Raw genomic sequence first — 21,772 nt, forward strand, 5'->3', positions numbered from 1 at the left:
ACTGTGGATTGAGCGTGTCAGGTCACCGGCCGGATCCTGGTTTGGCGTGTAGACGATGCGCTGCCGCCTTGACCGCGTCCGGGGTCACCGTGTTCACCGCCGCCATCGCCTTGGACATGATCGACCCGGCCACTACTTTGCGCTCACCCTTCATCATGGCCTCGTAGCCCTGCTTGGCGACCTCGGCGGGATCATCCTTGGGACCTTGACCGAGCTTGGTGTCGTCGAGCTCGGCGCGGCTGAAGAAGTGGGTGTCCGTGGGCCCGGGCATCAATGACGTGATGGTGACCGGGCTGTCTTTCAGCTCCCCTTGCAGCCCCTCCGCGAACGACTGCACAAACGACTTGGAAGCGTTGTAGACGGCTTGATACGGACCGGGCATCGTGGAGGCCACGGACGAGGTGATCAGTATCCGCCCCGCACCACGGGAGACCATGTCGTCGAGCACGAGTTTGGTCAGGTGCACGGTCGACCTCACATTGAGGTCGATGATGGCGAACGTGTCGGCGAGGTCGGTGTCGACGAAGGCGCCGCCATGTCCCACACCGGCATTGAGTGCAGCGGCAGCGAGCGGGCGGCCGTCTGTGGTGATCGCCTCCCACACCGACGCCACACCCTGTTCGGTGCGCAGATCGGTGCGCACAGGTATCACACCGGCACCCGTCGACCTCAGTTCGGCGACGGCGGAGTCCAGGGCTTCGGAGTCCGCCACGACGACGAGGTCGTAACCGTCCTTGACGAACAATCTGGTCAGTTCGAGCCCGATCCCCCGGGACGCTCCGGTGACGAGAGCCAGTGGGCGTGCCATGGTCATAGTTCTCACCCCTCCGTGGTGTGGTTTCTCCGTCTACGGAGCCGCAGAATTGCCGAGGTCAGCATGCCGAGAATGAAGCCGAGAACTGCGGCGAGTAGTAAGGACAGCCCCAAAGCGAGGTCCAGATCCCAGCCGAAGTAGCTGGTGTCCCCGTTCTGCACGACGAACACGATCAGCGCTGCAAGGACGACGAGCGCGAATGGTCGTGAGTACGGAAGTGCGGCGCTTGACCGTGGTGGTCTGTCCAGCCGTTCCCGTGGGAACGTACGGTTGCTCGGTCACGAAAGAACCCCTCTTCACTGGGAGAAACAGTCGGCGATCACGGTGCCGAATACCCAGGTGCCGGCATCTCACACCGGCATATTTACCTCACACCGGCAGATCAGGGTGCAGTCGGAGTTGTGCGGGGAACACGGGTCACCGACGATGGAACAAGACTCATCTGACGCAGGTTTCCGCACACCTCACCGAGGAGAAGGCACCATGGGCGATTCTGGACGAGCACTCGACACCGTACGCAGCGCATTCGTGGGTCCGTTCCGCATTGCCGCGTCCGTCCGCCATGCACGGGTGTTCCACCCCAAGGGGCTGGTTATCGGCGGCACAGTCGAATTCAACTCGTCCTGGTGGCCGGGACGTACCCGAATCTCGTTGCCGGTGACCGCGCGGATGTCCGGTGGAATCGGTACTCCGTCCATGATCCCCGACGTACTGGGTCTCGCTCTGCGGATCGACCTGGACGAGGGCCCCACGCCGTGGGATCTACTGTTGGCGAGCTCGGGCACCTCGTCGCTGACCCGCATGCTGCCGCTTCCTGCCACGGGATGGAACACCGCCCGATACAGCAGTCTCATGCCGCTCTCCTCGACGGGCGGACCGCCCACCTGGGTGCTTGCCGAACCGGTCGGTGAGCACCCGCCGACGACGTCGATCAACGCACTCGCCGATGCCCTCGCGATCGCGCCGCTCGCATTCTCCTTACAACTGGCTACTTTCACCAATTCACCCACGCCGTCAGGGCGTGTCGTGCTGAGCGATGTGCGCGACCTCGCGGATGACGAACAACCGTCTTTCGATCCGGTAGTGAACTGCCCACCCTCGATCGCGTTGCGGCCCGAGTGGCTTGCCGCAGCGCGGATTGGGGCGTATCGGGGCAGTCGCCGAGGTCGGGGCGCTACCGACGAATAGCGGTCAGGGCTTGTCCGGGTCGAGTGCTTCCTTGACCTTGCCGACGAGACCCCTTTTCCGTGCCCAGTGCGCTCGAGGCCGGGTCACCCAGGCTCCCGTCGTACGTCGGATAGAGCTTCGGATCCGGCGCGGGCGCACCGCCCTTGCCTCCCAGCGGCTGCGGGTCCGCGAGGAACCGATTCTCGTGGACGCCGTCGGGTGCCGGACCCGACGCCCAGCGCCCCTGATCACACATCGTGCCATCGGACAAGTGCCAACGCGTTCGGGGCGATACTGCCCTCGAGTCCGTCCGCCTTCAACTCCTCGATCGCCCCAGTCCGCCCCGAGGACCGAGATACTGCTTACGAGAAAATGATTGACGGTGGCGGGTCTATCCGGCGTCCGCCTGGTAGCCGATGGTGTCGAAGTCGGGGTCGGGGCCGACGCGGCTGAAGCTGTTCACCCAGGTTCGGTCGAGGCGGAAGCGGTCGATGGGCCTGACGGTGCGCAGCGCTCGCACGGCGGCGCGGAGCGCGGGTCTGTGGACGGGCCGCGGTGCACTCACCCCGAGCAGGTCCCGTACTTCCGGTTTGAGGGTGTCGATGACCAAATGCCGGATCGCCGGCCGCAGCGGTCGCGGGACATATGCACTGATGCCGCGAAGCTGTCCCTTGAAACTCTCGGCGGCGGCGATCGTCGGGGTGAAGGTGCGACGTTCGTATTCGTCGATCCAGTCGAGGAACTCGGCGCGGGTTTCCGGGACATCGCGCAGGCGCATGCCGCGGGCGACGCCCAACCAGAAGTTGAACCGGGCGTCGTTCTCCTTGTCGGTGAACCAGCGGTGTCCCACGGCCTTGGCGAATCGTTCGGGATCGAAGATCAGCATTCCCAGGACATGGACCTGGGTCTCGTTGCCGACGCCCTTGACCTGGCGATGAATGTCCTGGACCCGGTCGAACACCGCCTGCGCCTGCGGACTGCGGTGGCCGCGACGCATGAACTCGCCGAAGAACGTGAGGGTGTCGCGGTCACGCCGAACCGGTGTGCGGATCTGATCACCGGCGCCTTCGCGCCAGATCCGGTTCGCCACCGCCGGATTGCCGAGCGTTCGGGCGAATCCAGACGTGTACGCCATGTAGGCGAACAGCGGTGGAATGAGGACGTCCATGCTCAGATGGGTGATCTCGACATCGTGATCGATGGGGTCGAGGGAGTCGATCATCCGCATAATCTGTGCACCGCTCGCCCTCCTCGGCTCCCAGTACTGCGGAAGTGGATTTGCGGGGGTGGTGTTCTGCGGCGTCATGGTGATCCTTCATCGGTGGCGGTTCGGGTAGTTGCGGCAAGCCCGGTGACGACGATGTGGCGGGCCTGTTGCAGACATGCCTGCGCATCGGCGCGATCGAGCGCCGCCGCGTCACGGCGCAGGGTCAGTGCAGCCACGCCGTTCCATGCGCCGAACAGGAAATGGGCCAGCAGTCGGGCATCGACCGGGCCGGCCTCCCCGCAGTGCACGGCGTCCTCGATCCGGGACTGGAATGCCGCCCGCAACGCTTCGATTCGTGTGGACACGACCTGCTCGACCGCACCCGCAGCTCCGTCGGCCGGTTCGGTCGCGAGATAACGCACGAACACAGGGTTGTCGAGCAGGAACTGCATGTAGGCGGTGCCGGCGGCGGCCACCTGCTCCAGAGGCGAGGTGCTCGCGTCGAACGCCGCGGTCAGGTAACCGGTCGCCCGTTCGGCGACGCGTTCGGCCACCGCGACCGCGATCCCGTCTTTACTGCCGAAGTGCACGTAGACCGAACCGACCGAGACATCCGCAGCTTCGGCGATGTCGTCGATCCGGACCGCATCATGTGGCTTCGCCGCCATCAGGCCCTCCGCGGCATCGAGCAACGCAGTCCGGGTACGCATCCGCCGACGGGCACCGCGCGGCAACGCCGGGCCGCCTCCCGTATTTGTAGTGGCGTTCATAACTGAACCGTACAACAAACCTGAGCGACACTTCAACTGAGCGACACTTCAACCAACCGTCTGAGCTCGCGATCTGATCTCGCGAGATGGTTCGAAGGACATCGCTGAAAGCGAGCTTTCGAAACGTGGGCACAGGTGCAGATGGATGGGTGACCTCGGCGCTCTGCTGCGCGGGCGGCGGCCAACGTTCGGGTGCGCTCCGCGGCGCAGAGCATGCATCAGCGGCAGTATGGTTTCCCGCGAGACCGGCGTGCCGAGCGCCTCCTGGCTGCCAGACGCTTGCCCGGAAATGCCCTCGCCGCTCTGCCTCTCACCGGATTGGACCGTTCACGGGATCGACTGGATCAGGTGTCCCGCCGGGCGCACTCCCCCTTGGCCGTGGGGTGCCGTCGAACGAGCCATGCGCTCGCGACGGTCGCCGGTGCCATCGAGCACCTGCCACCATTGCGTAGCGGCGATGATCCTTCCACCCGCGCCTGACCCTGGTTTGCGACCGACGCCAGGGAGGGCAGACGTCCAAACGTAAACTACGGCACCCGGCGCGCCCGCCTGTCAGTCCCGCGGTGGCGGAGTCACTTCCACTCCGCCGGAGTCGTGTTCGGGTCCGGCGGCAGGGTTGTCGGCGGGCACGCGGCTACGGAACGCCGCCGCCTCGCTTCGTTTGCCGGCGTCGGTGCCCTTCTCCCCGCGGTAAGGTCCTGGCTTCGGACGCGGCTTCCCGCCCGGGAATGCCAACCGCAGGATCGTCCGGTGCACCATTCCCCACTGCTGCATCAACGGTCCCGAGTTGTACGGCAATTGGTACCGTTCGCAGATGTCCTTCACCTTCGGTGCCACCTCCGAATAGCGGGTGCTCGGCATATCCGGGTAGAGGTGGTGTTCGACCTGATACCCGAGGTTGCCGCTGATGATGTGGAACAGCGGGCTGCCGTCGATGTTGGCGGCGCCGACCAGCTGGCGTACGTACCAGCCGCCACGAGTTTCGTCCTCCGCCTCCTTCTCGCTGAAGGTGTACGTCTGATCGGGGAAGTGGCCGCAGAAGATGATGCCGTGCGCCCACACGTTGCGGATGATGTTGGCGGTGAAGTCGGCCAGCGCGGTGGCGAGGAACGTCCGCTCCATCCCGGGCAACATGCGGTCGAACACGTCCGCGACCGACGACCACCGGCCGCGAGCGCGCTTGCCGCGCAGCAGTCGGCCCGCTTTCGACGTTGCCGGCTGACCGAGTCGCCCGCGGGCGGCGAGTTGTGTGAGACCGAAGGCGCCTGCGCTGATCAAGGGCCAGCCGACATAGTCCTTTACAACCTGGGCGCGAGCCTTTCCGCCGATCCCTTTGAGGTCCTGCCACACTTCCTTCAACGGCTTCTCACCGGAGCGGACCGCCTCGAGGTCCATGTCGTGGAGCGCGACACCCCATTCGAAAAATGCCATCAGCACGACGTTGTAGAACGGCTGGGCGAGATAGACGGGGTGCCACCGCTGGTTCGGGTCGATCCGCATGATCTCGTATCCGAGGTCTTTGTCCTTCCCCCGGATATTGGTGTACGTGTGGTGAATGTAGTTGTGCGAATGCTTCCACGCCTTCGCTGTCGACGCCGTGTCCCAGTCCCACGTGGACGAATGGATATAGGGGTCGTTCATCCAGTCCCACTGGCCGTGCATCACGTTGTGGCCGATTTCCATGTTCTCGAGAATCTTCGCCATTCCCAGACACGCGGTCCCGGCCAGCCAGGCAGGTTTGCTGACCGAACCGAGCAACAGAACGCGACCGGCGACCGCCAGCTGACGTTGCGCGGCGATGACGGACTTGATGTATCTGCGGTCGCGTTCACCGAGATCGGCGTAGATCTCGTCGTGGATGGCGTCGAACTCGCGTCCGAGCGCCTCGATGGTGTCGTCACTCAGATGTGCGAGCGGGCTCTCGATGTCGATACTCACCAGCAGGTCCTTCCCCTATTTCACAGCTCGATTTCGATGTCACCTTCTGCGGTGTGGACGCAGGTGCGGACCGCCTGTCCGACGGCGTCGTCGACGACGTCCCCCGTTCGCAGGTCACGGAGCCGGCCCGCCTTCAGCGTCCCGACGCACGTGTGACAGATGCCGATGCGGCACCCGAACGGGAGCGTCAAGCCGGCGTTCTCCCCGGCAACGAGGATCGGTGTTCCCCCGTCGACCTCGGTTTTCACGTCGCTGTCCGAGAAGTGGACTTCGCCTCCTTCACCGCCGGCGTCATCGCCACCGATCACGGGCTGGAAGCGTTCCATGTGCAGGCGCTGCGGATCGCCGTGGTCGTTCCAATGCTCCACCAACTGATCGAGCATCTCGCCAGGACCCGACGCGAACACCTCGCGTTCACGCCAGTCGGGACAGAGTTCGGCGAGCGCGTCCGGTGTCAGCCGGCCCTCCCTCCCCGTGAGGCGGAGCACCAGCCGGAACCCGTCGTGGCGACGGTCGAGATCGCGGAGCGTCGAATCGAACATAACCTGCTCCTCGCTGCGGGCCGAGTGCGCGACGACCACGTCGTCGACCGCATTCTTGTGGTCGAGGCTGCGGAGCATGCTGATGATCGGTGTAATACCGCTGCCGGCGCTGATGAACAACAACTTGTCCGGCAAAGGGTCCGGAAGGGTGAAAGTGCCTTCCACCTCACCGAGACGCACGATGTCGCCGGGACGGATGTCGCGGACGAGATACGGCGACACCGTGCCGCTTTCCACCAGCTTCGGCGTAACGCTGATCAGCCCGTCATCCGGGTCGGGGTCCGAGGTGAGCGAGTAGGCGCGCCAGTAGTAAACGCCGTCGAGGACGACGCCGAGGCGAACATACTGTCCGGCCTCGTGCCCGAACCACTCGTATTGGGGACGGATCACGACGGTGGCGGAGTCGGCGCTGGCGGGCTCGACCCGCTCCACCCGCCCCCGCAATTCGCGGGTGGTCCACAGCGGATTGATGAGCTCCAGATAGTCGTCCGGGCGGAGAGGGCTGAACAGGTGCCGCACCGCGCGCAGCATGAATCTGCGCACTACGGGAACTTTGGGACGAGCACCGCGTTCCGCCATGACGACCACCGTAACTATTCGGCACTACTCGGGTCAGCGTTCCGGGCGCGATCGGGTGAGAAAATCCGTCGGCGCGAATACTCCTGATGTGATTAACGCTGTTGTTCTTCGGGTACCGCGTCTGGTTCGGCAGTGTTCCCGTCGCTCTCGCGAAGTGCTCGTCCCTGCTCGATGTACTTCTGATACTTCTCGGCATTCTTGTCGGACACGCGGGTGTCGCGCGGCGGAAGCTGCAGCTCGTCTTCCGCCGGCAGTCCGGCTTGCAGTTCCCGGCCTCGCTCGAGTTCGGAATCGAGCTCGGCTCCGAACAGCAACGCCAAGTTGGTGATCCACAACCACAGCAGAAACACGATGACCCCGGCGAGAGAGCCGTACGTTTTGTTGTAACTGCCGAAATTCGAAACGTAGAGGCCGAACAGGACGGACGCCACGATCCACGTCACGATCGCGAGAAATGCGCCCGCACTGATCCAGCGGAACTTCGGCTGCTTCACGTTGGGTGTCACGTAGTACAGGATCGCAACCGCGACGACGACCACTCCCAGCACGAACGGCCACCGCGCAATGTTCCATACGGTCAGGGCGGTGTCACCGAATCCGATGGCGTCACCGACCGAACGGGCAACCGGCCCACTCAGCGCCAGCATGACGGCCGCCGCCGCCACGAGTAGGAGTCCGATCAGAGTGACCAACAGCATCAACGGTCGCAACTTCCACACCGGACGCCCCTCGTCGACCTCGTACATGCGGTTCATGGCGCGGCCGAACGCGCCGATGTAACCCGACGCCGACCATACGGCGCCCAGGAGGCCGAAGATCAATGCCACACCGGCAGTGGGTGTTTGGACGAGCTGGGCGATGGGGTCCCGCAGGGTGTCCACTGCGGACGAGGGTCCGAGGTCGTCGACGATCTGCAACACCGAATCGGTGGTGCGCTGTCCCTGTCCGAAAACGCCGAGAAGCGACACCAGCGCGAGCAGGGCAGGGAACAGCGACAGGACGGCGTAGTACGTCAACGCGGCCGCAAGATCGATGCACTGATCGCGACCGAACTCGTGCGCTGTCTTCCGCAGAACGTACCCCCACGACGGTTTCGTCAGATCCGCGGGCGAGTCCGGTTTGCGGGGATCGTCGGGATCCGGTTCGGCTTGCTTTTCATCGACCATCGTCTTCTCCTACCCAGGAACCTCCTCCCGGAAACGGCGGCGGAACGGCGCGTCGCGGCTATGGCCGCGCCTCGTGCCTGGGTTGCCCGTGCGTTCGACGGGATTCCTTCATTTCGGACTCGAACACGTGCCGACGGCCGCCGCACAGCTGGCCGCGCACGGTGGCCTCACAGTCCCGGAAGGTGGACCAGTAGTGGTCGTCGAAGTCTTCGACGATCTGGAACGTCCATCGCCCGTGCAGGACGTTGCGGCCTACCAGCTCCTTTTCCACCTGCTCGGCGATGTCGTCACGTCCTGCGTCACGGAGTTTCTGGACCGCCTCGTCCAACATCAGGTCGGCGTGACCGATCAGCTGATGGAAGTCATACAAACGTCCACGGGCACGTTCCACCGTCTCGAGGGCCTCGGACAACTTGCCGGCCGCGGCGACCTCTTCGTCCGTCGCCTGCTCAGGCCTCGCATGGTCGGGGGGATTCGGGGTCTGCTGGTCTGTCATGGACTGCGTGTACCCCATCCGCCAGGCTCGTACCACCGCGACAGAGCGTGAGTCGGCGTCGGTCCGGCTGTTTCCGTCCGCAGGATCCGGGTAACGCGGAACAGACGAAGGGAGGATCCGTGCACTACATCGACAAGGCGAGAGAGCAGCTGGCCGACCTGGTCGGGAAGGTGGTCGACTCCACCGCCGGAAGCGGGAACAGTCAGACGCTGACGATCAGCAGGCCCCGCTCGGAGGTGGAACAGTTCTGGCGTGACCCCGGGAAATTGTCCGAGGTGCTCGGCGATGTGGCCGAGGTCCGGTCGACCGAACCCGGTATCTACGAGTGGACGCTGAATCCCGGTGCCGACGAGCTCACCACGTGGAATACCACGCTGGTGGAAGAAGACGGCAGGCTGCGGTTCGTCGGCAAGACGGGTGACGACTCCACCGCCGATCCACCAGAGGTCGAGCTCACATTTCGCGACGCACCGCACGATCTCGGAACCGAGGTGACGATCCGGGCGAAGACGCCGGTGCCCGACATCCCTACCGGGGCGGCGACATTCAAGGCTCTCTACCGTGCCCGCGCGCTCTTGCAGACCGGCGAACTGCCCACTCTCAGGCACAATCCGAGCGCGCGTCAGGCCGCTCATTGAACGAGGAGAACCCATGCGTGCACTGTGTTGGAACGGCGTCAACGACCTGAGAGTCGAGACCGTCGACGACCCCGAACTCGTCAATCCGCACGACGTCATCGTGCAGGTACGGCTGACCACTACCTGCGGATCCGACCTTCATTTCATCGACGGATACTTGCCGGGCATGCGGGAAGGTGACGTGTTCGGTCACGAGTTCATGGGTGAAGTGGTGGACGTCGGCCCCGAAGCGACCGACACCAGGGTGGGTGACCGCGTGGTCGTTCCGTCGTTCATTGGATGCAACTCGTGCTGGTACTGCGACCACGACTTGTATTCGGTCTGCGACACGACGAATCCGAATGCCGAACTGCAGCAAGCGGTCTTCGGCTATCCCACGGGCGGCATCTACGGGTATACCCACCCGTTCGGCGGATATCAGGGCTCCCACGCGCAGTACATCCGCGTGCCGTTCGGCGACGTCAACTGCTTCACCATCCCCGACGGCATCACCGACGAGCAAGCCCTGTTCCTCTCCGACGCCGTCCCCACCGGCCTCATGGGCGCGGATTTCTGCGACATCTCGCCCGGCGACACGATCGCGGTGTGGGGCAGCGGGGGCGTCGGGCTGATGGCCGCACACACTGCCCGTCTCCTCGGCGCGGAACGGGTCATCGTCATCGATCGTTATCCTGAGCGACTTGCGTTGGCACGTCGGGAGTTCAGTGCTGAAACCATCGACTACACGTCCGTCGACAGCGTGCAGGAGGCGCTACGCGAGACGACCGGCGGGCGGGGCCCGGACGCGTGCATCGACGCTGTCGGCATGGAAGGGCATGGCACCGGACTGCAGCAACTCTACGACCGCGCCAAACAACTGCTGAGGCTCGAATCCGACCGGGCAACCCCGTTGCGCGAAGCGATTCTCGCCTGCCGTAAAGGCGGGATCGTGTCTGTCCTCGGCATCTACGGACTGACGGACAAGTTTCCGATGGGTGTGGTGACCAACAAGAGTCTGACGATCCGGACGGCACAGCAACACGGTCAGCGGTACATGCCGCGGATGTTCGACTACGTCCAGCAGGGCGACCTCGATCCCTCATATCTGATCACCCACGATATGTCCCTCGAGGAGGCAGTGCGCGGATACCAGGTGTTCAAGAGCAAACAGGAAGGGTGTGTCCGGGCCGTCTTCCGGCCGTGACTGCAAATGTTTCGGTGACTACTCGATCGGGCACGCAACAACTATGAGTATCGAAGATGGTCCTGGTGACACCCTCAACCCAGCCGAAAGCCTCGATGCCGACGACGTGCGGAACAACGACGGCGACGACGTCGTGGACCCGCCGGAGCACTGGAGTGAGGCCGACAAGTTCGGCATGACACCACGCGAAGAGCGTGAAGGCGAGACTCTCGACGAGAAATTATCCGAGGAAGAGCCCGACGTCGAGGTCGAGGTGCCGCCGGACATTCCCGTGGCCGCCGCACCGGACGACTCCCTGACCGAGGAGGACGTCGACCGAGTCCTTGACGACGACGTCGAGATTCCGGGCGAGGGCAGAAAGTCCGCGGATGTGGTCGACGGCGTGATCGTCGAAGATTCACGGGTCGACAAAGGTCAGGTCGACGGCACTCCTGAAGACGGCGACTCGCTCTTTCCCATCGTGGACTGACAGCGCACTCGGCACAGTGAACAAGGGAAAAGTGGATGAACGTGGCACAGGCGCCGGAGCGCGAACGCAGCGCGGCGACAAGCGAGCGCGAACAGAATTCGACCGGGGGCGAACGCTCACTGAACGGCTACGCGGCGACGATGGCCGCGTACACCTTCGTCGTCGCCGTGGTCACGGTGTTCGGCGCTCTCACCAACCGGCAACTCCCGCGTGCGATGACCGTGCGAGAACTCGTCATCACCGCGTTTGCGGCGCACAAACTTTCCCGCACGGTGACCAAGGACGCCGTCACCACGCCGCTCCGCGCACCGTTCACCCAGCATGCCGGGGACGGGGGGCCCGGCGAGGTGATGGAGAAGCCGCAGGCCTCCGACGGCGTCAAGCACAGCATCGGCGAACTGCTGACCTGCCCGTTCTGCTTCGATGTCTGGGTGATCACCGGTTTCACCATCGGGCACGTCTTCGCCCCCCCGCGTGACACGCATGGTGGCCGATGCGATGGCGGCTCTGGCCGGCGCGGACTTCCTGCAACTCGCGTACGCCACCGCCCAACAGGTGGCGGAAGGCTAGTTCGCGGCCCGGCCGGCGGACAGCGGTGAAGTTGTCGACGATGTCCGACGCGATTTCCCGCAGTTCACGTTGATCGAGAATTGCGCCACAGCGTCATCGTCGACGCGCCGCCGCAGCGGGCGGTGTCCCTCAATCAGGGCTCCACCGAGATCCTGCTCTCGCTCGGGCTGGCCGACCGGATGGCCGGAACCGCCACCTGGGCCGACCCGATCCGCGCGAACCCGGCCGAAGGTGAACGGTGTTGTCAGGCCCGGTTGCAGCCCGCCGGGCACGGTGAGCTGCACGGTGATCGGCTCGTCGGGGGCGGCCGGTTCGGTCAGCTGCTCGACCGGCTGCCCGGAGGCCAATGCCGTTCCCGGTGCAGCGTGAGCGCGGCGGGCGGTGCGAGAATGTTCACGGCGTCGGCCGCGGATTTGATGGACACCAGCCGGTCGGTGAGGCTGCGGCTGGCGTTGACGACGGTGAACGCCAGCCGGGCGCGGTCGGCGGGATCATGCTCGAGGTAGATGTTGTGCACCTAAATGTCCCGATCTCGAGGCTGCTGCCGTTCACCGCGGACACCTGATCGGAGGTCTGCAACATTCGGTGGCCGGGTGAAGCCCGGCTCGATGAGCATGTCGATGTCCGCGCAGCCGTCGTCACCGAACACCGCCGAGTCGGTATGCCAGGCCAGGCTGACGTTCGCAGAAGCGCGTGTTCGAGGATCAGGAATTAGTACTACTTGCGCCATCAGTTGTTTCATCCGTCGCTCGCGCGATCGGGGACAGACCAGGAAGCGGTCGCGGCCACCTGATCAGGAAGTGTTCGTGCGGGCGTCGGCGCGACTTCCGCGTGTGAGCAGGATTCCGAGCATGATCATGCCTGCGCCGAGAGTGAAGTGGAGCCAGTCGTCGGCGGAGTTGAGTGGAATGAAATTGGCGGATTCGTCCTTGTCGATCACCAACCCGAAAACCCATAATCCCAGGTAAATGAAGCCACCGAGGAGTAAGTAGATCCCGGCGGCTGACGCCAGGCGGGCAGCGGCGATACCGGCAACACCGAAGACTATGTGAACGATATTGTGGAGCACGGATACCTGAAACAGACCCACCAGCATCGCGCCGGAGTCATGCCCAGCGCCCGCGAGCTGGTCGAGGTTGGAGGTGACTCCAGGAATGAAACCGAGGATGCCGACGAGTAGGAACACCGCACCTAGAACCAACGAGGCGGCCTGCACTGGGGTGGAGGTCATCGAGTTTCGAGTCGGGCGAGATCGGGGAGTTGCCATCATGCGTCCCTTCGCGCAGTCGGTGCAAGATGTGTCTCTCCGAACGAGGGTTTCCTCTGCGTGCCGCGGGCAAACCGCGAGTGACCTGATTGCGTCCCTCTTTGGTGGAGTGGCACCCACGTTGCAGTCGAAGTCCGTTCATCGAAAGTGACCAGAATCTACTGCTCCTTGCTTGCAGCCGCGACGCGTAGTGAAGTAGCGAAGCACCGGCACCTTTCGAGATCGCAAACACTAGGGCGGCGTCCCGGCAGGATGTTCCCGGCTGAGGAGTAATCCAGACGGATTCGGGTATCCGACTTGTGTGCTGCCGCGAAATCACGGACTGCAACCGCCGCGACAGCCACACCCTCCGGCCGTCTAACCCCTTCGGCTGGAGGGTTCGTACGATTTCGCCGTATAGACACGTCCAAGCCCGGCCATTCAGCGAAAATCGTCTCGGCGTTCGCAGTGTGGTGGGTAAGGCAGTGATCCAATACCGCGGGCCGTGGCGGTATTGGATGCTCTTTGCCACACCAGTGTGGGTAGCCAGCGTGCACAGTTCGGCCTCACCGGATCGTCACAGAGGTCGGCGAAACTGCCCATCAAGCGTCCTCAGCACTGTCACGACGATTGCGGAAGGCTCGGGCGTGACCACAGACCGCCGGCCTGGGGCAGCTACGGTACTTCGGTGGTCGCATTGTCGGCGAGTAGTGCGGTCAACTCTTCAGCGTAGGCCAGTTGTGTGCGGAGTTTGCGACAACTTTCCTCGGCCCGCGTGTGGCAGTCGGTGACGAATGCCTGGGCGTCGGCGCGTTCGTCGGCTGCGGGGTCGGACGCCAGAATTTCGAGCGAGTCGAGGAGCTGGCGCATCTCGTCGAGGGTGAATCCGAGCGGCTTCATCCGCCGGATGACGAGCAGGCGTTGGACATCCGCATCGGTGTAGAGGCGGAAGCCGCCGGCACTGCGTTCAGAAGGCCGTACCAGGCCGACCTCGTCGTAGTGGCGGATCGTCTTGATCGACAGTTCGGTGCGTTCGGCGACCTCACCGATCTGCATGTGCCGCAATGCCGAACCCTCGAGGCGGTCCGTCATCTGCTCACCTTTCTCTGCATTCGTCCGGGCACTGATGATGTCAGTGCTCCGCACCCATCTGCCCGCTCAGGCGCACGTGGCGTTCGGCGGAGGAGGCGTTGAGGCCGACGATCTCCGCCTGCTTGCCCTTGGCAGCGTATTTCGTGGTGATCGCGTCGAGGGTCGCGACGGTCGAGGCGTCCCAGATGTGGGAGTCGGACAGGTCGATGACGACATTCTCCGGATCGCTGACGTAGTCGAACTGGTAGATCAGGTCGTTGCTCGAGGCGAAGAACAGTTCGCCGCGCACCTTGTAGATGCGGGTGTTCTCGTCGGGGTGGGCGACGTCCACGACCTCGGTCAGGTGCGCGACCCGGCGGGCGAAGAGCACCATTGCGGTGATCACACCGACGATCACCCCGTAGGCGAGGTTGTGGGTGGCGACGGTGACCGCGACGGTCGCAAGCATGACGGATGTTTCGCTGCGGGGCATGCGCCGCAACGTCTTCGGGGCGATGCTGTGCCAGTCCAGGGTGCCGACCGAGACCATGATCATCACCGCGACCAGGGCGGCCATCGGGATCAGCGCGACGATGTCGCCGAGTCCGACGACGAGGATCAGCAGGAACACCCCGGCCAGGAAGGTGGAGATGCGGGTGCGGGCTCCGGAGACCTTGACGTTGATCATGGTCTGGCCGATCATGGCGCAGCCGCCCATACCGCCGAACAGGCCGGTGACCAGGTTCGCGATCCCCTGCCCCCAGCCCTCGCGAGTCTTGTCCGAGTGGGTATCGGTGATGTCGTCGACCAGCTTCGCGGTCATCAACGATTCGAGCAGCCCGACCAGGGCCATCGCCAACGCGTAGGGGGCGATGATCGACAGCGTGTCCATGGTGAACGGCACGTTCGGGATCACCCAGGTCGGCAGCGAAGACGGCAGCTCGCCTTCGTCGCCGACGTTAGGGACGTTCAGCGCGAAGATCACGGTGGCGGCGGTGAGCAGCACAATGGCCACCAGCGGGGCGGGGATCGCGGTGGTGAGCTTGGACAGGAACACCATGATCAGCAGTCCGGCCGCGACCATCGGATAGACCAGGGCGGGCACGTCGATCAGGTGTGGCAGTTGCGCGGTGAAGATCAAGATCGCGAGGGCGTTGACGAAGCCGATCATCACACTGCGCGGGATGAATCGCATCAGTTTCGCGACCCCGAGCAGGCTCAGGACGATCTGCAGCACACCGGCCAGCAGGACGGCGGCGATCAGGTAGTCCAGACCGTATTCACGCGAGAGCGGCGCGACGACGAGGGCGATCGCACCGGTCGCCGCCGAGATCATCGCGGGACGGCCGCCGACGAAAGCGATGGTCACCGCCATGGTGAAGGAGGCGAACAGACCCACGCGGGGGTCCACGCCTGCGATGATCGAGAACGAGATCGCTTCCGGGACGAGGGCCAGCGCGACCACCAGTCCGGCCAGTACCTCAGTCTTCAATCGGCGTGGTGACCGCAAGGCGGCCCGCACCGATCCTTCATCACGAATATGGTCGTCTAGCTGCTGTGTGGCCACCAAGGCTCCGTTCGCATGGCGCGGTGACGCCGATGCCGTAGATGTTCGGTCGGCGCATCGCTGCACCGATCGAGGGGAAGCGACATCACCGTCGAGTGCCAGAATTCTGTCGCAGCCCGCGCGTGTGGCGGGTCTTCGCCGGATTCACCGACCGGAGGCACTGTACCCTCCCGTAAGGGTAGAGTGCGAATCGGTACCCGCCTCGGTTGAGCGTCTCCCGGAAAACTTGTGTGAGTGGCATCGGCTGGTGGCACAGTGCACATTGATCGCGCGGTGTCGCGATAGAGTGAAGTCGGTGCGCCGGGAAGTCTGGTCGGCAATGGTTTCGCGACATCCCGACCAGGACAGGACTGAGCATGCGTACCGAGCCATCCGTAGCGCCCTCCCGCCCAGCGAACAACATTTCGTCTGCTATCGGGCGGCGAACATGAAGCGCCTTCCCATCGCCACCCACGGGATCTACCGCGACGACGAAGACTGTGTTCCGGTCCGCCGTGCATGCCGCGAGAGTCTCGAACGCTGGCACGTGCCCCACGCCCTTCTGCGACTCGAAACCTCGCTGGGGGCAACGACAGTCCTGACCGCCGGCACCAATACGGGCAGGCCACCGGTCGTGTTGCTACCCGGGGCGGGCCTGAGTGCCGCCAGCACTGTGGCGACTGTCTGCGCATTGTATGAGCACCACCGGGTCCTCGTTCCCGACCTGCCCGGGGAACCCGGATTGAGTTCGTCGCGGCGCCCGCACCGGCACGCGTACGACGTGTACGGGCGTTGGCTCGACGAGCTGATCCCGCAGCTGCGCCCTGAGCCGGTGATCGTGGTCGGCCACGCTCTTGGCGCCGCTATTGCACTTGCCGCCACGCCGAGTGATCGCTTCGCCGGACTGGTGTTGGTCAACCCCGCAGGCATCACCGCGATCAAACGCACCTGGCAGCTGACCCGGTTGCGCACGAAGTGGATGCTCCACCCCACCCTCGACAACAGCGAACAACTCCTGAGATACCTGAGTGGATCCCCGTTCACCCCGGACATGAGCCTGGTCTGTTGGTACAGCATGATTGCTGAGCACTGTTTCCCCGGCAGGCTCCCGCGCCGACTGCCCGCGCGGATGATCCGCCGCTGGGCCGGAGAAGTTCCGGTCATCGTCGCCGACGGTGAGTGCGATCCACTGCTCGACCGGAACCGCCTGCGCCGACGAGCACGGTCCCTGCTCGGGGTCGAGGTTCAGCTCCTGGCCGGGTGCGGGCATCTCGGTTTACGTGAGGCCCCCGCATCGGTGGCCACGCTGATCTCCGCACTTCCTGCGCCCGGTTTGCACCATAAAGGATCCGTGTAAACACTCGTCGACCAGTTCGACCTCCATTGTTTCCGCGCGGATCGTGGGCGGAAACCTCCGGGCCCGTGGTGCTCCCACCTGTATGTGTCGATCGGCACCTGGGCCGCGGACGGGCTGCTCGCGATCTTCCGCTTCGCCGTCGGCCTCGAGCTCAAACGCGTGTTTGTGGGCCAGGGGCCTACGTGATCCACGGCGGCCGTGCTACCGATCGCCGCGGCGGTCGGGGATGGTTCTGCCAGCAGTAGTTCGCGTTTCACGAATCCGTGTCGGCGTCTTTCGCGAGGAGCTGGTCGAGCGCCTGGGTCGCGGCGTCGGCGGCGAGAGAGAAGGGTTCGAGGATCACCTCGGTACCGGCGGCGAGTAATTGTTCGGCGTCGTGGACGGTGTGGGCGGTCAGGGCGATGTGTCCGCGGTATTGGTGGTGGTGCAGGGCGTGCAGGAGCGCCAGATTGGTATCGAGCAACGGGATGGTGCTGATCACGAAGCGGGCCTGGTTCAAAGGCAGCGTTTCGAGGAAATGCACGTCCTCGGCGCTGCCGTAGACCGCGGTGACCCCGTCGCGGCTGTTGGCACCGACCCGGTGGGGGTCGAAATCGACCGCTAACACCGAGTGCCCGGCACGGCTGAGATGATCGGCGATGTGTCGGCCGAAGCGGCCGAGCCCATAGAGAATCGCGTAGACCTCGGCATCCTCGTCGGCGATGTCGACTGCTTGGGTTCTGGTGCGCTCGAACACCTTCAACCACCGCTCGAGCCGGTGGTAGAGCTGATGTGAGTACAGGATCAGGTAGGTGGAACCGCCGATGGTGAGGAGTCCGACGACCGTGATCAGGCTGACGGTGGCGGTGCTGATGTGGCCGAGGCCGAGGCCCAGGGCGGCCAGGATGAGGGAGAACTCGGAAATCTGGGCCACGGTCAACCCGGCGAGGAACCCGACCCGCACGGGGTAGCGCATCGCGGCCATGATGAGCACGACGATCAGTGGGTTTCCGATGAGCACGAACAGTGAGAAGATGGCTGCCTCGGGAATTTGGTCGGCGGCGTGGGTAAATTCCAGCCGTGATCCCAGGTCCAGGAAGAAGAACAGCAACAGGAAGTCACGCAGGCTGACCAGCCGTGCCCCGAGTGCGTCCCGGTACGGGGTGCTCGCCAGGGATACCCCGGCCAGGAAGGCGCCCACTTCGGAGCTGAAACCGAGTGTGTCGCTCACCGCGGCGATCGAGACAGCGTAGGACACCCCGAACAGCACGAGCAGTTCCTGGGATCGGGCGATGTGGTGCAGCAGCCAGGGCAGCACGTAGCGCATCAGCACGGCGACGGCGGTGAGCAGGCCGAGGCCCTTGGCGATGACCAGCGTGATGTTCAGTGCCAGGCTGTCCCCGCTCTGCCGTCCGAAGACGTTGAGAGCGATCATCACCAGCACCACGACGATGTCCTGGACGATCAGGAAACCGACCGCGATCCGCCCGTGGAGCTGTTCTAGTTCACGTTTGTCCGACAGCAGCTTCACGATGATGATCGTCGAGGAGAAGGTAAGAGCGACCGCGACATACAGTGCGGTCACCGAGTCCATTCCCAAAGCGATCGCGATCAGGTACCCGACCACGGAGGTGAACAGGACCTGCCCGAGACCGGTGGCCAGGGCGACCGGCCCGGTGCTGCGGATCAGGTGCAGGTCGAGCTTCAAACCGACCAGAAACAGCAAGATGGCGATGCCGAGGCGTGCCAGAAGCTCGATCGTGCTGTCGGCGACCACCCAGCCGGTTCCGGCCGGTCCGACCAGGATGCCGACTCCGATGAATGCGACGATCATCGGCTGCCGCAGCCGGGTGGCCAGCAATCCTGCGCACGCGGCGATGGCCAGGATGACCGCGATCAGCGCGAACTCGTGTAGATCCGCCATGCTCGATCCCTTCACACGCGCCCGGTCGACGCGGCAAACCCCAGCGGCCGCGTCACTTCCGGGGAGAATGTCAATTCAGGCTTCCCCCGGCGGCGAGGTAGCCGTCGATGGCCCGTTGCAGGCGGTCGAGGGCGGTGCCGTAGGCGGTGAAGTCCCCGGTTTGCTGCGCTTCGCGCAGGCTGGCCAGGGCGTCGTTGAGTTCGAGGACCGCGGCGGTCAAGTCCGCCGGCCCGGCCGGCGGCGCGGGAATCGGCTCGGCTCCTTCTACCGGCGGCGCGGGAGTGGCCTGCGGGTCCGACGGTGGTGCGGTGGCCGCGTCGCCGCCGGGCGCGGTCGCTGCGCGTCCGGTTCCTGCTCCAAATACCTGGTCGAGTGCTTCGGCGAGCGTGGGTGCGTACCCGACGCGCACACCCCCGGTTCCCGGTTCCCGGTAGCTCACCAGGACGCGGGACAGTTGAGGGAACGTGGAGCCGTCGACGTTGGTGGACAGCCGCTCGGTGAACAACGGTTCGACGTAGAGGAAGCCGCCGTCGGCGATCGGCAACGTCAGCAGGTTGCCGTAGTGGATACGGTTCGACCGCTCGAGCAGAGTGCGTTCCGATGCGACGCGGGTATCGGAGATCATCGAGTTCTGGGTTTGCTGCGGGCCCTGGGTTTGGGTGTCCGTGGGTAGCTGCAGTATGTGCATTTTCCCGTACTCCTCCGGGTCCGAGCGGACGGAGAGGTAGGCGGAGAGGAACTCGCGATTGAATCCGACCATGGCACTGGTGAGGCGGAAGGAGGGTGCGGCGGTGTCCTGATCGCCGAGGAGAACGTAGTACGGCGGTTGCTGTCCGTCGGTGTCGGACGTGGGGTCACTGGGCACCGACCAGAATGCGTTGTTGGTGAAGAACTCGCGTGGATCGTTGACGTGGTACTTCGCCAGCAGTTCCCGCTGCACCCGGAACAGGTCCTCGGGATAACGGAAGTGGGCGCGCAGATCGGGCGAGATCGTGTCCTCGGGCTGTACCGTCCCGGGAAATACGTTCATCCATGCTTTCAGGACAGGGTCGTCTCGGTCGACTTGGTAAAGGGTGACGGTACCGTCGTAGGCGTCGACGGTGGCCTTGACCGAGTTCCGGATGTAGGAGACCTGCTCACGTGCGAGTGTCAGGCCCGTCTCGGTGGTGACGGGTTCACTGAGGAACGCCGCCTGTGCGTAGGGGTAGTGCTCGAGGGTGGTGTACGCGTCGACGATCCAGGTGATGCGTCCGTCGACGACGGCGGGGTAAGGGTTGCCGTCGGTGGTCAGCCACGGTGCGACGTGCTCGACGCGGGTCTTCGGGTCTCGATTGAAGATGATCTTCGAATCGGCCCCGATCGCACCGGAGAACAGGATGTTGCGTTCACCGTATTTGGCGGCGAACGCCAGCCGATTGATCCAGCTCCCGACCGGTACCCCACCGGCACCGGTGTAGGTATATGCCGAGGTGTCCGTATCGTATTCGCGAGGCTCGGCCCCCGGCTGGGCGCCGACGATGGCGTAGTCCGGGCTCGCCTGCGCGATGAGTTCACCGAAGTAGATGCGGGGTTGCTGCACCGGGATGAGTTGCTGGCCGGCGGCCTGGGAGGCGATGTCGCTCACGGTGTAGATCGGGTAGCCGCTGTCGCTGCTGGCGCTCTGGCCGGCGGCGTCCCTCACGGCGGCATTGACGCGGTTGGCTGGGGCGGCGACGAATCCGTTGCCGTGGGTGTAGACGGTATGCCGGTTGATCCACTGCGTCTGGTTGCCGCTGAGGCTGTTCGGGGACAGTTCCCGGGCGGCGACGATGTAGTCGCTGAGCTCCCCGTCGATCGTGTAGCGGTCAATGTCGAGGGTCGGGGTGAAGCCGTAGAAATTCTTCAGTTGTTGCTGCTGCGTGAAGGTGCGCGAGAGCACGTTCGGGTCGAGGAGTCGGGCGTTGGCGATGGTGGTGACGTCAGCGGGCAAATCCCGTGGTGGCCGGGTACCCACACCGGGGTAATCCTCATACTCGACCCTCTCCGAGCCGATCCTGTACGCCTGCCGGGTCGCGTCGATGTTGCGTTCGATGTACGGGCTCTCCCGGTCGGCGGCGTTCGGGCGCACCGAGAACTGCTCCATCAGCGCCGGGAACAGCCCGCCCACGAGGATCGAGGACAGCAACAGCAGGGCGGCCGCCATCGCCGGGATCCGGAGATCGCGCACCACGATTGCCGCGAAAAACGCTGCAGCACAGATGATGGCGATCGAGAACAGGATCAGCCGCGCCGGCAGCACGGCGTGGATATCGGTGAACCCGGCGCCGGTGAAGGTGGGTTCCTTGCGGCTGCTCCACAACAGCGAGTAGCGGTCGAACCAGTACGCCGCTGCCTTCAGCACGATGAAGCTTCCCGCCAGCACCGCGAGCTGGATCAGCGCCGACCGCGTCAATGCGGAGGTGGTGGCGTCCGGGTCGGTCTTCTCCTTGAACGAAAGCCGTATCCCGCCGAACAGGTAGTGAGCGCCCACACTGACGAGGAAGGCCAGGAACACCGCCACCAGCAACCACGTCAATACCAACCGGTAGAACGGTAAGTCGAAGACGTAGAAGCCGACGTCGTGCCCGAACTCCGCATCCGTGATTCCGAAGCTGCCGCCGCGGAGGAACAGTTGCACTCGTTCCCAGTTCGCCTGTGCGTTGAGGCCGAACGGCAGAGCCAGCAGCAGCGGAATGCCGATCGCGAACACCCGTGGCCGGCTCATCACCACCGTCCGGTACTGCTCGATGGGATCCTTCCCGGCGGCAGCCGCGGCGTCGGCGAACAGTGGCCGCGACCGGTACGCCCAGAACAACGCCGCGAAGATCAGGGCAGCCACGAGCACGGTGACCAGCGTGAACAGGACTAGTCGGGTCACCAGGATGGTGCCCCACACACCGCGGTACCCGACTTCCCCGAACCACAACCAGTCCGTATAGACGGCGATCAGGCGTGGCCCGACCACAAGCAGCGCCGCGACGATCAACAGTGCCGCCGTCCACACGGTCGCACGGCGAGACAACGGTCGCACCCGTTCGGACGGTTGCATTGCCCACCTCCCGCGGCGGCACTTGTCTGGGCGGCTGAAGTCG

Annotated in this window: 20 protein-coding genes and 3 pseudogenes; 8 read left to right on the plus strand and 15 right to left on the minus strand. The window is 64.6% G+C overall.

What is annotated here, in order from left to right:
• Nucleotides 1-22: 22 nt before the first annotated feature.
• Together CBI38_RS28530 and CBI38_RS38005 are read right to left on the minus strand one after the other, a co-directional pair.
• On the minus strand, nt 23-814 hold the full coding sequence (locus CBI38_RS28530) for an SDR family NAD(P)-dependent oxidoreductase (protein WP_109334258.1): 792 nt from the start codon (nt 812-814) through the stop codon (nt 23-25).
• 5 nt (nt 815-819) lie between these two features.
• Nucleotides 820-975 (minus strand): lipopolysaccharide assembly protein LapA domain-containing protein, encoded by a 156-nt coding sequence (locus CBI38_RS38005; RefSeq protein WP_162603295.1) that lies wholly within the window; start codon nt 973-975, stop codon nt 820-822.
• Nucleotides 976-1,297: 322 nt separating this feature from the next.
• Between CBI38_RS38005 and CBI38_RS28540 the strand changes: the two genes are divergently transcribed.
• Nucleotides 1,298-2,002: a hypothetical protein gene (locus tag CBI38_RS28540; RefSeq protein WP_109334262.1), complete on the plus strand. Its 705-nt coding sequence runs from the start codon at nt 1,298-1,300 to the stop codon at nt 2,000-2,002.
• Between the two features lie 3 nt (nt 2,003-2,005).
• Here CBI38_RS28540 and CBI38_RS40350 read toward each other — a convergent pair.
• The 7 genes and pseudogenes from CBI38_RS40350 to CBI38_RS28580 form a co-directional block, all read right to left on the minus strand.
• A pseudogene (locus tag CBI38_RS40350) lies at nt 2,006-2,313 on the minus strand (manganese catalase); the annotation flags it as partial.
• Between the two features lie 59 nt (nt 2,314-2,372).
• The gene (locus tag CBI38_RS28550) at nt 2,373-3,287 is read right to left on the minus strand and encodes an oxygenase MpaB family protein (RefSeq protein ID WP_109334264.1); all 915 of its coding nucleotides are present in this window, start codon (nt 3,285-3,287) and stop codon (nt 2,373-2,375) included.
• Nucleotides 3,284-3,958 (minus strand): TetR/AcrR family transcriptional regulator, encoded by a 675-nt coding sequence (locus CBI38_RS28555; protein ID WP_109334266.1) that lies wholly within the window; start codon nt 3,956-3,958, stop codon nt 3,284-3,286. Before CBI38_RS28555 ends, CBI38_RS28550 begins: the two co-directional genes overlap by 4 nt.
• Before the next feature lie 552 nt (nt 3,959-4,510).
• Complete coding sequence (locus CBI38_RS28565; protein WP_109334268.1) at nt 4,511-5,896, minus strand: fatty acid desaturase family protein; 1,386 nt, start codon at nt 5,894-5,896, stop codon at nt 4,511-4,513.
• Between the two features lie 20 nt (nt 5,897-5,916).
• Nucleotides 5,917-7,017 (minus strand): ferredoxin reductase, encoded by a 1,101-nt coding sequence (locus tag CBI38_RS28570; protein WP_109335430.1) that lies wholly within the window; start codon nt 7,015-7,017, stop codon nt 5,917-5,919.
• A 92-nt stretch (nt 7,018-7,109) separates the two neighbouring features.
• A complete protein-coding gene (locus CBI38_RS28575) occupies nt 7,110-8,183 on the minus strand; it encodes a YihY/virulence factor BrkB family protein (protein ID WP_109334270.1) in 1,074 nt (357 codons plus the stop codon).
• Nucleotides 8,184-8,241: 58 nt separating this feature from the next.
• The gene (locus CBI38_RS28580; protein ID WP_109335431.1) at nt 8,242-8,679 is read right to left on the minus strand and encodes a hypothetical protein; all 438 of its coding nucleotides are present in this window, start codon (nt 8,677-8,679) and stop codon (nt 8,242-8,244) included.
• Between the two features lie 119 nt (nt 8,680-8,798).
• Here CBI38_RS28580 and CBI38_RS28585 point away from each other — a divergent pair, with 119 nt between their 5' ends.
• The 5 genes and pseudogenes from CBI38_RS28585 to CBI38_RS39390 form a co-directional block, all read left to right on the plus strand.
• Nucleotides 8,799-9,317 carry an SRPBCC family protein gene (locus tag CBI38_RS28585; RefSeq protein WP_109334272.1) on the plus strand — a complete coding sequence of 173 codons (519 nt, stop codon included), beginning with the start codon at nt 8,799-8,801 and terminating at the stop codon, nt 9,315-9,317.
• A 13-nt stretch (nt 9,318-9,330) separates the two neighbouring features.
• On the plus strand, nt 9,331-10,500 hold the full coding sequence (locus CBI38_RS28590) for a zinc-dependent alcohol dehydrogenase (protein WP_109334274.1): 1,170 nt from the start codon (nt 9,331-9,333) through the stop codon (nt 10,498-10,500).
• A 43-nt stretch (nt 10,501-10,543) separates the two neighbouring features.
• The gene (locus CBI38_RS28595) at nt 10,544-10,969 is read left to right on the plus strand and encodes a hypothetical protein (RefSeq protein ID WP_109334276.1); all 426 of its coding nucleotides are present in this window, start codon (nt 10,544-10,546) and stop codon (nt 10,967-10,969) included.
• Between the two features lie 35 nt (nt 10,970-11,004).
• Nucleotides 11,005-11,539 (plus strand): annotated as a pseudogene (locus CBI38_RS28600) (DUF1360 domain-containing protein).
• Between the two features lie 69 nt (nt 11,540-11,608).
• A pseudogene (locus tag CBI38_RS39390) lies at nt 11,609-11,769 on the plus strand (ABC transporter substrate-binding protein); the annotation flags it as partial.
• Between the two features lie 86 nt (nt 11,770-11,855).
• On the opposite strand, the gene CBI38_RS38010 reads toward CBI38_RS39390, so the two are convergent.
• The 4 genes from CBI38_RS38010 to CBI38_RS28625 form a co-directional block, all read right to left on the minus strand.
• The gene (locus CBI38_RS38010) at nt 11,856-12,056 is read right to left on the minus strand and encodes a hypothetical protein (RefSeq protein WP_162603155.1); all 201 of its coding nucleotides are present in this window, start codon (nt 12,054-12,056) and stop codon (nt 11,856-11,858) included.
• 276 nt (nt 12,057-12,332) lie between these two features.
• Nucleotides 12,333-12,770, minus strand: a complete 438-nt coding sequence (locus CBI38_RS28615) for a DUF4383 domain-containing protein (protein ID WP_204164838.1) — start codon at nt 12,768-12,770, stop codon at nt 12,333-12,335.
• A 690-nt stretch (nt 12,771-13,460) separates the two neighbouring features.
• Nucleotides 13,461-13,877 carry a MerR family transcriptional regulator gene (locus tag CBI38_RS28620; protein ID WP_230989991.1) on the minus strand — a complete coding sequence of 139 codons (417 nt, stop codon included), beginning with the start codon at nt 13,875-13,877 and terminating at the stop codon, nt 13,461-13,463.
• 40 nt (nt 13,878-13,917) lie between these two features.
• Nucleotides 13,918-15,423, minus strand: coding sequence for a SulP family inorganic anion transporter (locus CBI38_RS28625; protein ID WP_418328293.1), 1,506 nt, complete (start codon nt 15,421-15,423; stop codon nt 13,918-13,920).
• A 427-nt stretch (nt 15,424-15,850) separates the two neighbouring features.
• Here CBI38_RS28625 and CBI38_RS28630 point away from each other — a divergent pair, with 427 nt between their 5' ends.
• Entirely contained in the window at nt 15,851-16,759 is a 909-nt protein-coding gene (locus CBI38_RS28630; protein WP_109334280.1) for an alpha/beta fold hydrolase, read from the plus strand.
• A gap of 84 nt (nt 16,760-16,843) precedes the next feature.
• Entirely contained in the window at nt 16,844-16,945 is a 102-nt protein-coding gene (locus CBI38_RS28635; RefSeq protein WP_230989992.1) for a Na+/H+ antiporter NhaA, read from the plus strand.
• Between the two features lie 67 nt (nt 16,946-17,012).
• Here the strand turns inward: CBI38_RS28635 and CBI38_RS28640 are convergent, their stop codons facing one another.
• Together CBI38_RS28640 and CBI38_RS28645 are read right to left on the minus strand one after the other, a co-directional pair.
• Nucleotides 17,013-18,662: a cation:proton antiporter gene (locus tag CBI38_RS28640; protein ID WP_109334282.1), complete on the minus strand. Its 1,650-nt coding sequence runs from the start codon at nt 18,660-18,662 to the stop codon at nt 17,013-17,015.
• A 70-nt stretch (nt 18,663-18,732) separates the two neighbouring features.
• Nucleotides 18,733-21,729, minus strand: coding sequence for a UPF0182 family protein (locus CBI38_RS28645; protein ID WP_109334284.1), 2,997 nt, complete (start codon nt 21,727-21,729; stop codon nt 18,733-18,735).
• Nucleotides 21,730-21,772 lie beyond the last annotated feature (43 nt).

It is taken from the genome of Rhodococcus oxybenzonivorans, from assembly GCF_003130705.1.
Lineage (GTDB): Bacteria > Actinomycetota > Actinomycetes > Mycobacteriales > Mycobacteriaceae > Rhodococcus_F > Rhodococcus_F oxybenzonivorans.

Bases quoted from the DNA above. Each gene is read 5' to 3' on its own strand.
- CBI38_RS28640 (WP_109334282.1), bottom strand. From the start codon at position 18,662: ATGGCGGATCTACACGAGTTCGCGCTGATCGCGGTCATCCTGGCCATC.
- CBI38_RS28555 (WP_109334266.1), bottom strand. From the start codon at position 3,958: ATGAACGCCACTACAAATACGGGAGGCGGCCCGGCGTTGCCGCGCGGT.
- CBI38_RS28570 (WP_109335430.1), bottom strand. From the start codon at position 7,017: ATGGCGGAACGCGGTGCTCGTCCCAAAGTTCCCGTAGTGCGCAGATTC.
- CBI38_RS28550 (WP_109334264.1), bottom strand. From the start codon at position 3,287: ATGACGCCGCAGAACACCACCCCCGCAAATCCACTTCCGCAGTACTGG.
- CBI38_RS28575 (WP_109334270.1), bottom strand. From the start codon at position 8,183: ATGGTCGATGAAAAGCAAGCCGAACCGGATCCCGACGATCCCCGCAAA.
- CBI38_RS28615 (WP_204164838.1), bottom strand. From the start codon at position 12,770: ATGACCTCCACCCCAGTGCAGGCCGCCTCGTTGGTTCTAGGTGCGGTG.
- CBI38_RS28530 (WP_109334258.1), bottom strand. From the start codon at position 814: ATGACCATGGCACGCCCACTGGCTCTCGTCACCGGAGCGTCCCGGGGG.
- CBI38_RS28540 (WP_109334262.1), top strand. From the start codon at position 1,298: ATGGGCGATTCTGGACGAGCACTCGACACCGTACGCAGCGCATTCGTG.
- CBI38_RS28590 (WP_109334274.1), top strand. From the start codon at position 9,331: ATGCGTGCACTGTGTTGGAACGGCGTCAACGACCTGAGAGTCGAGACC.
- CBI38_RS28620 (WP_230989991.1), bottom strand. From the start codon at position 13,877: ATGACGGACCGCCTCGAGGGTTCGGCATTGCGGCACATGCAGATCGGT.
- CBI38_RS28630 (WP_109334280.1), top strand. From the start codon at position 15,851: ATGAAGCGCCTTCCCATCGCCACCCACGGGATCTACCGCGACGACGAA.
- CBI38_RS28645 (WP_109334284.1), bottom strand. From the start codon at position 21,729: ATGCAACCGTCCGAACGGGTGCGACCGTTGTCTCGCCGTGCGACCGTG.
- CBI38_RS28595 (WP_109334276.1), top strand. From the start codon at position 10,544: ATGAGTATCGAAGATGGTCCTGGTGACACCCTCAACCCAGCCGAAAGC.
- CBI38_RS28580 (WP_109335431.1), bottom strand. From the start codon at position 8,679: ATGACAGACCAGCAGACCCCGAATCCCCCCGACCATGCGAGGCCTGAG.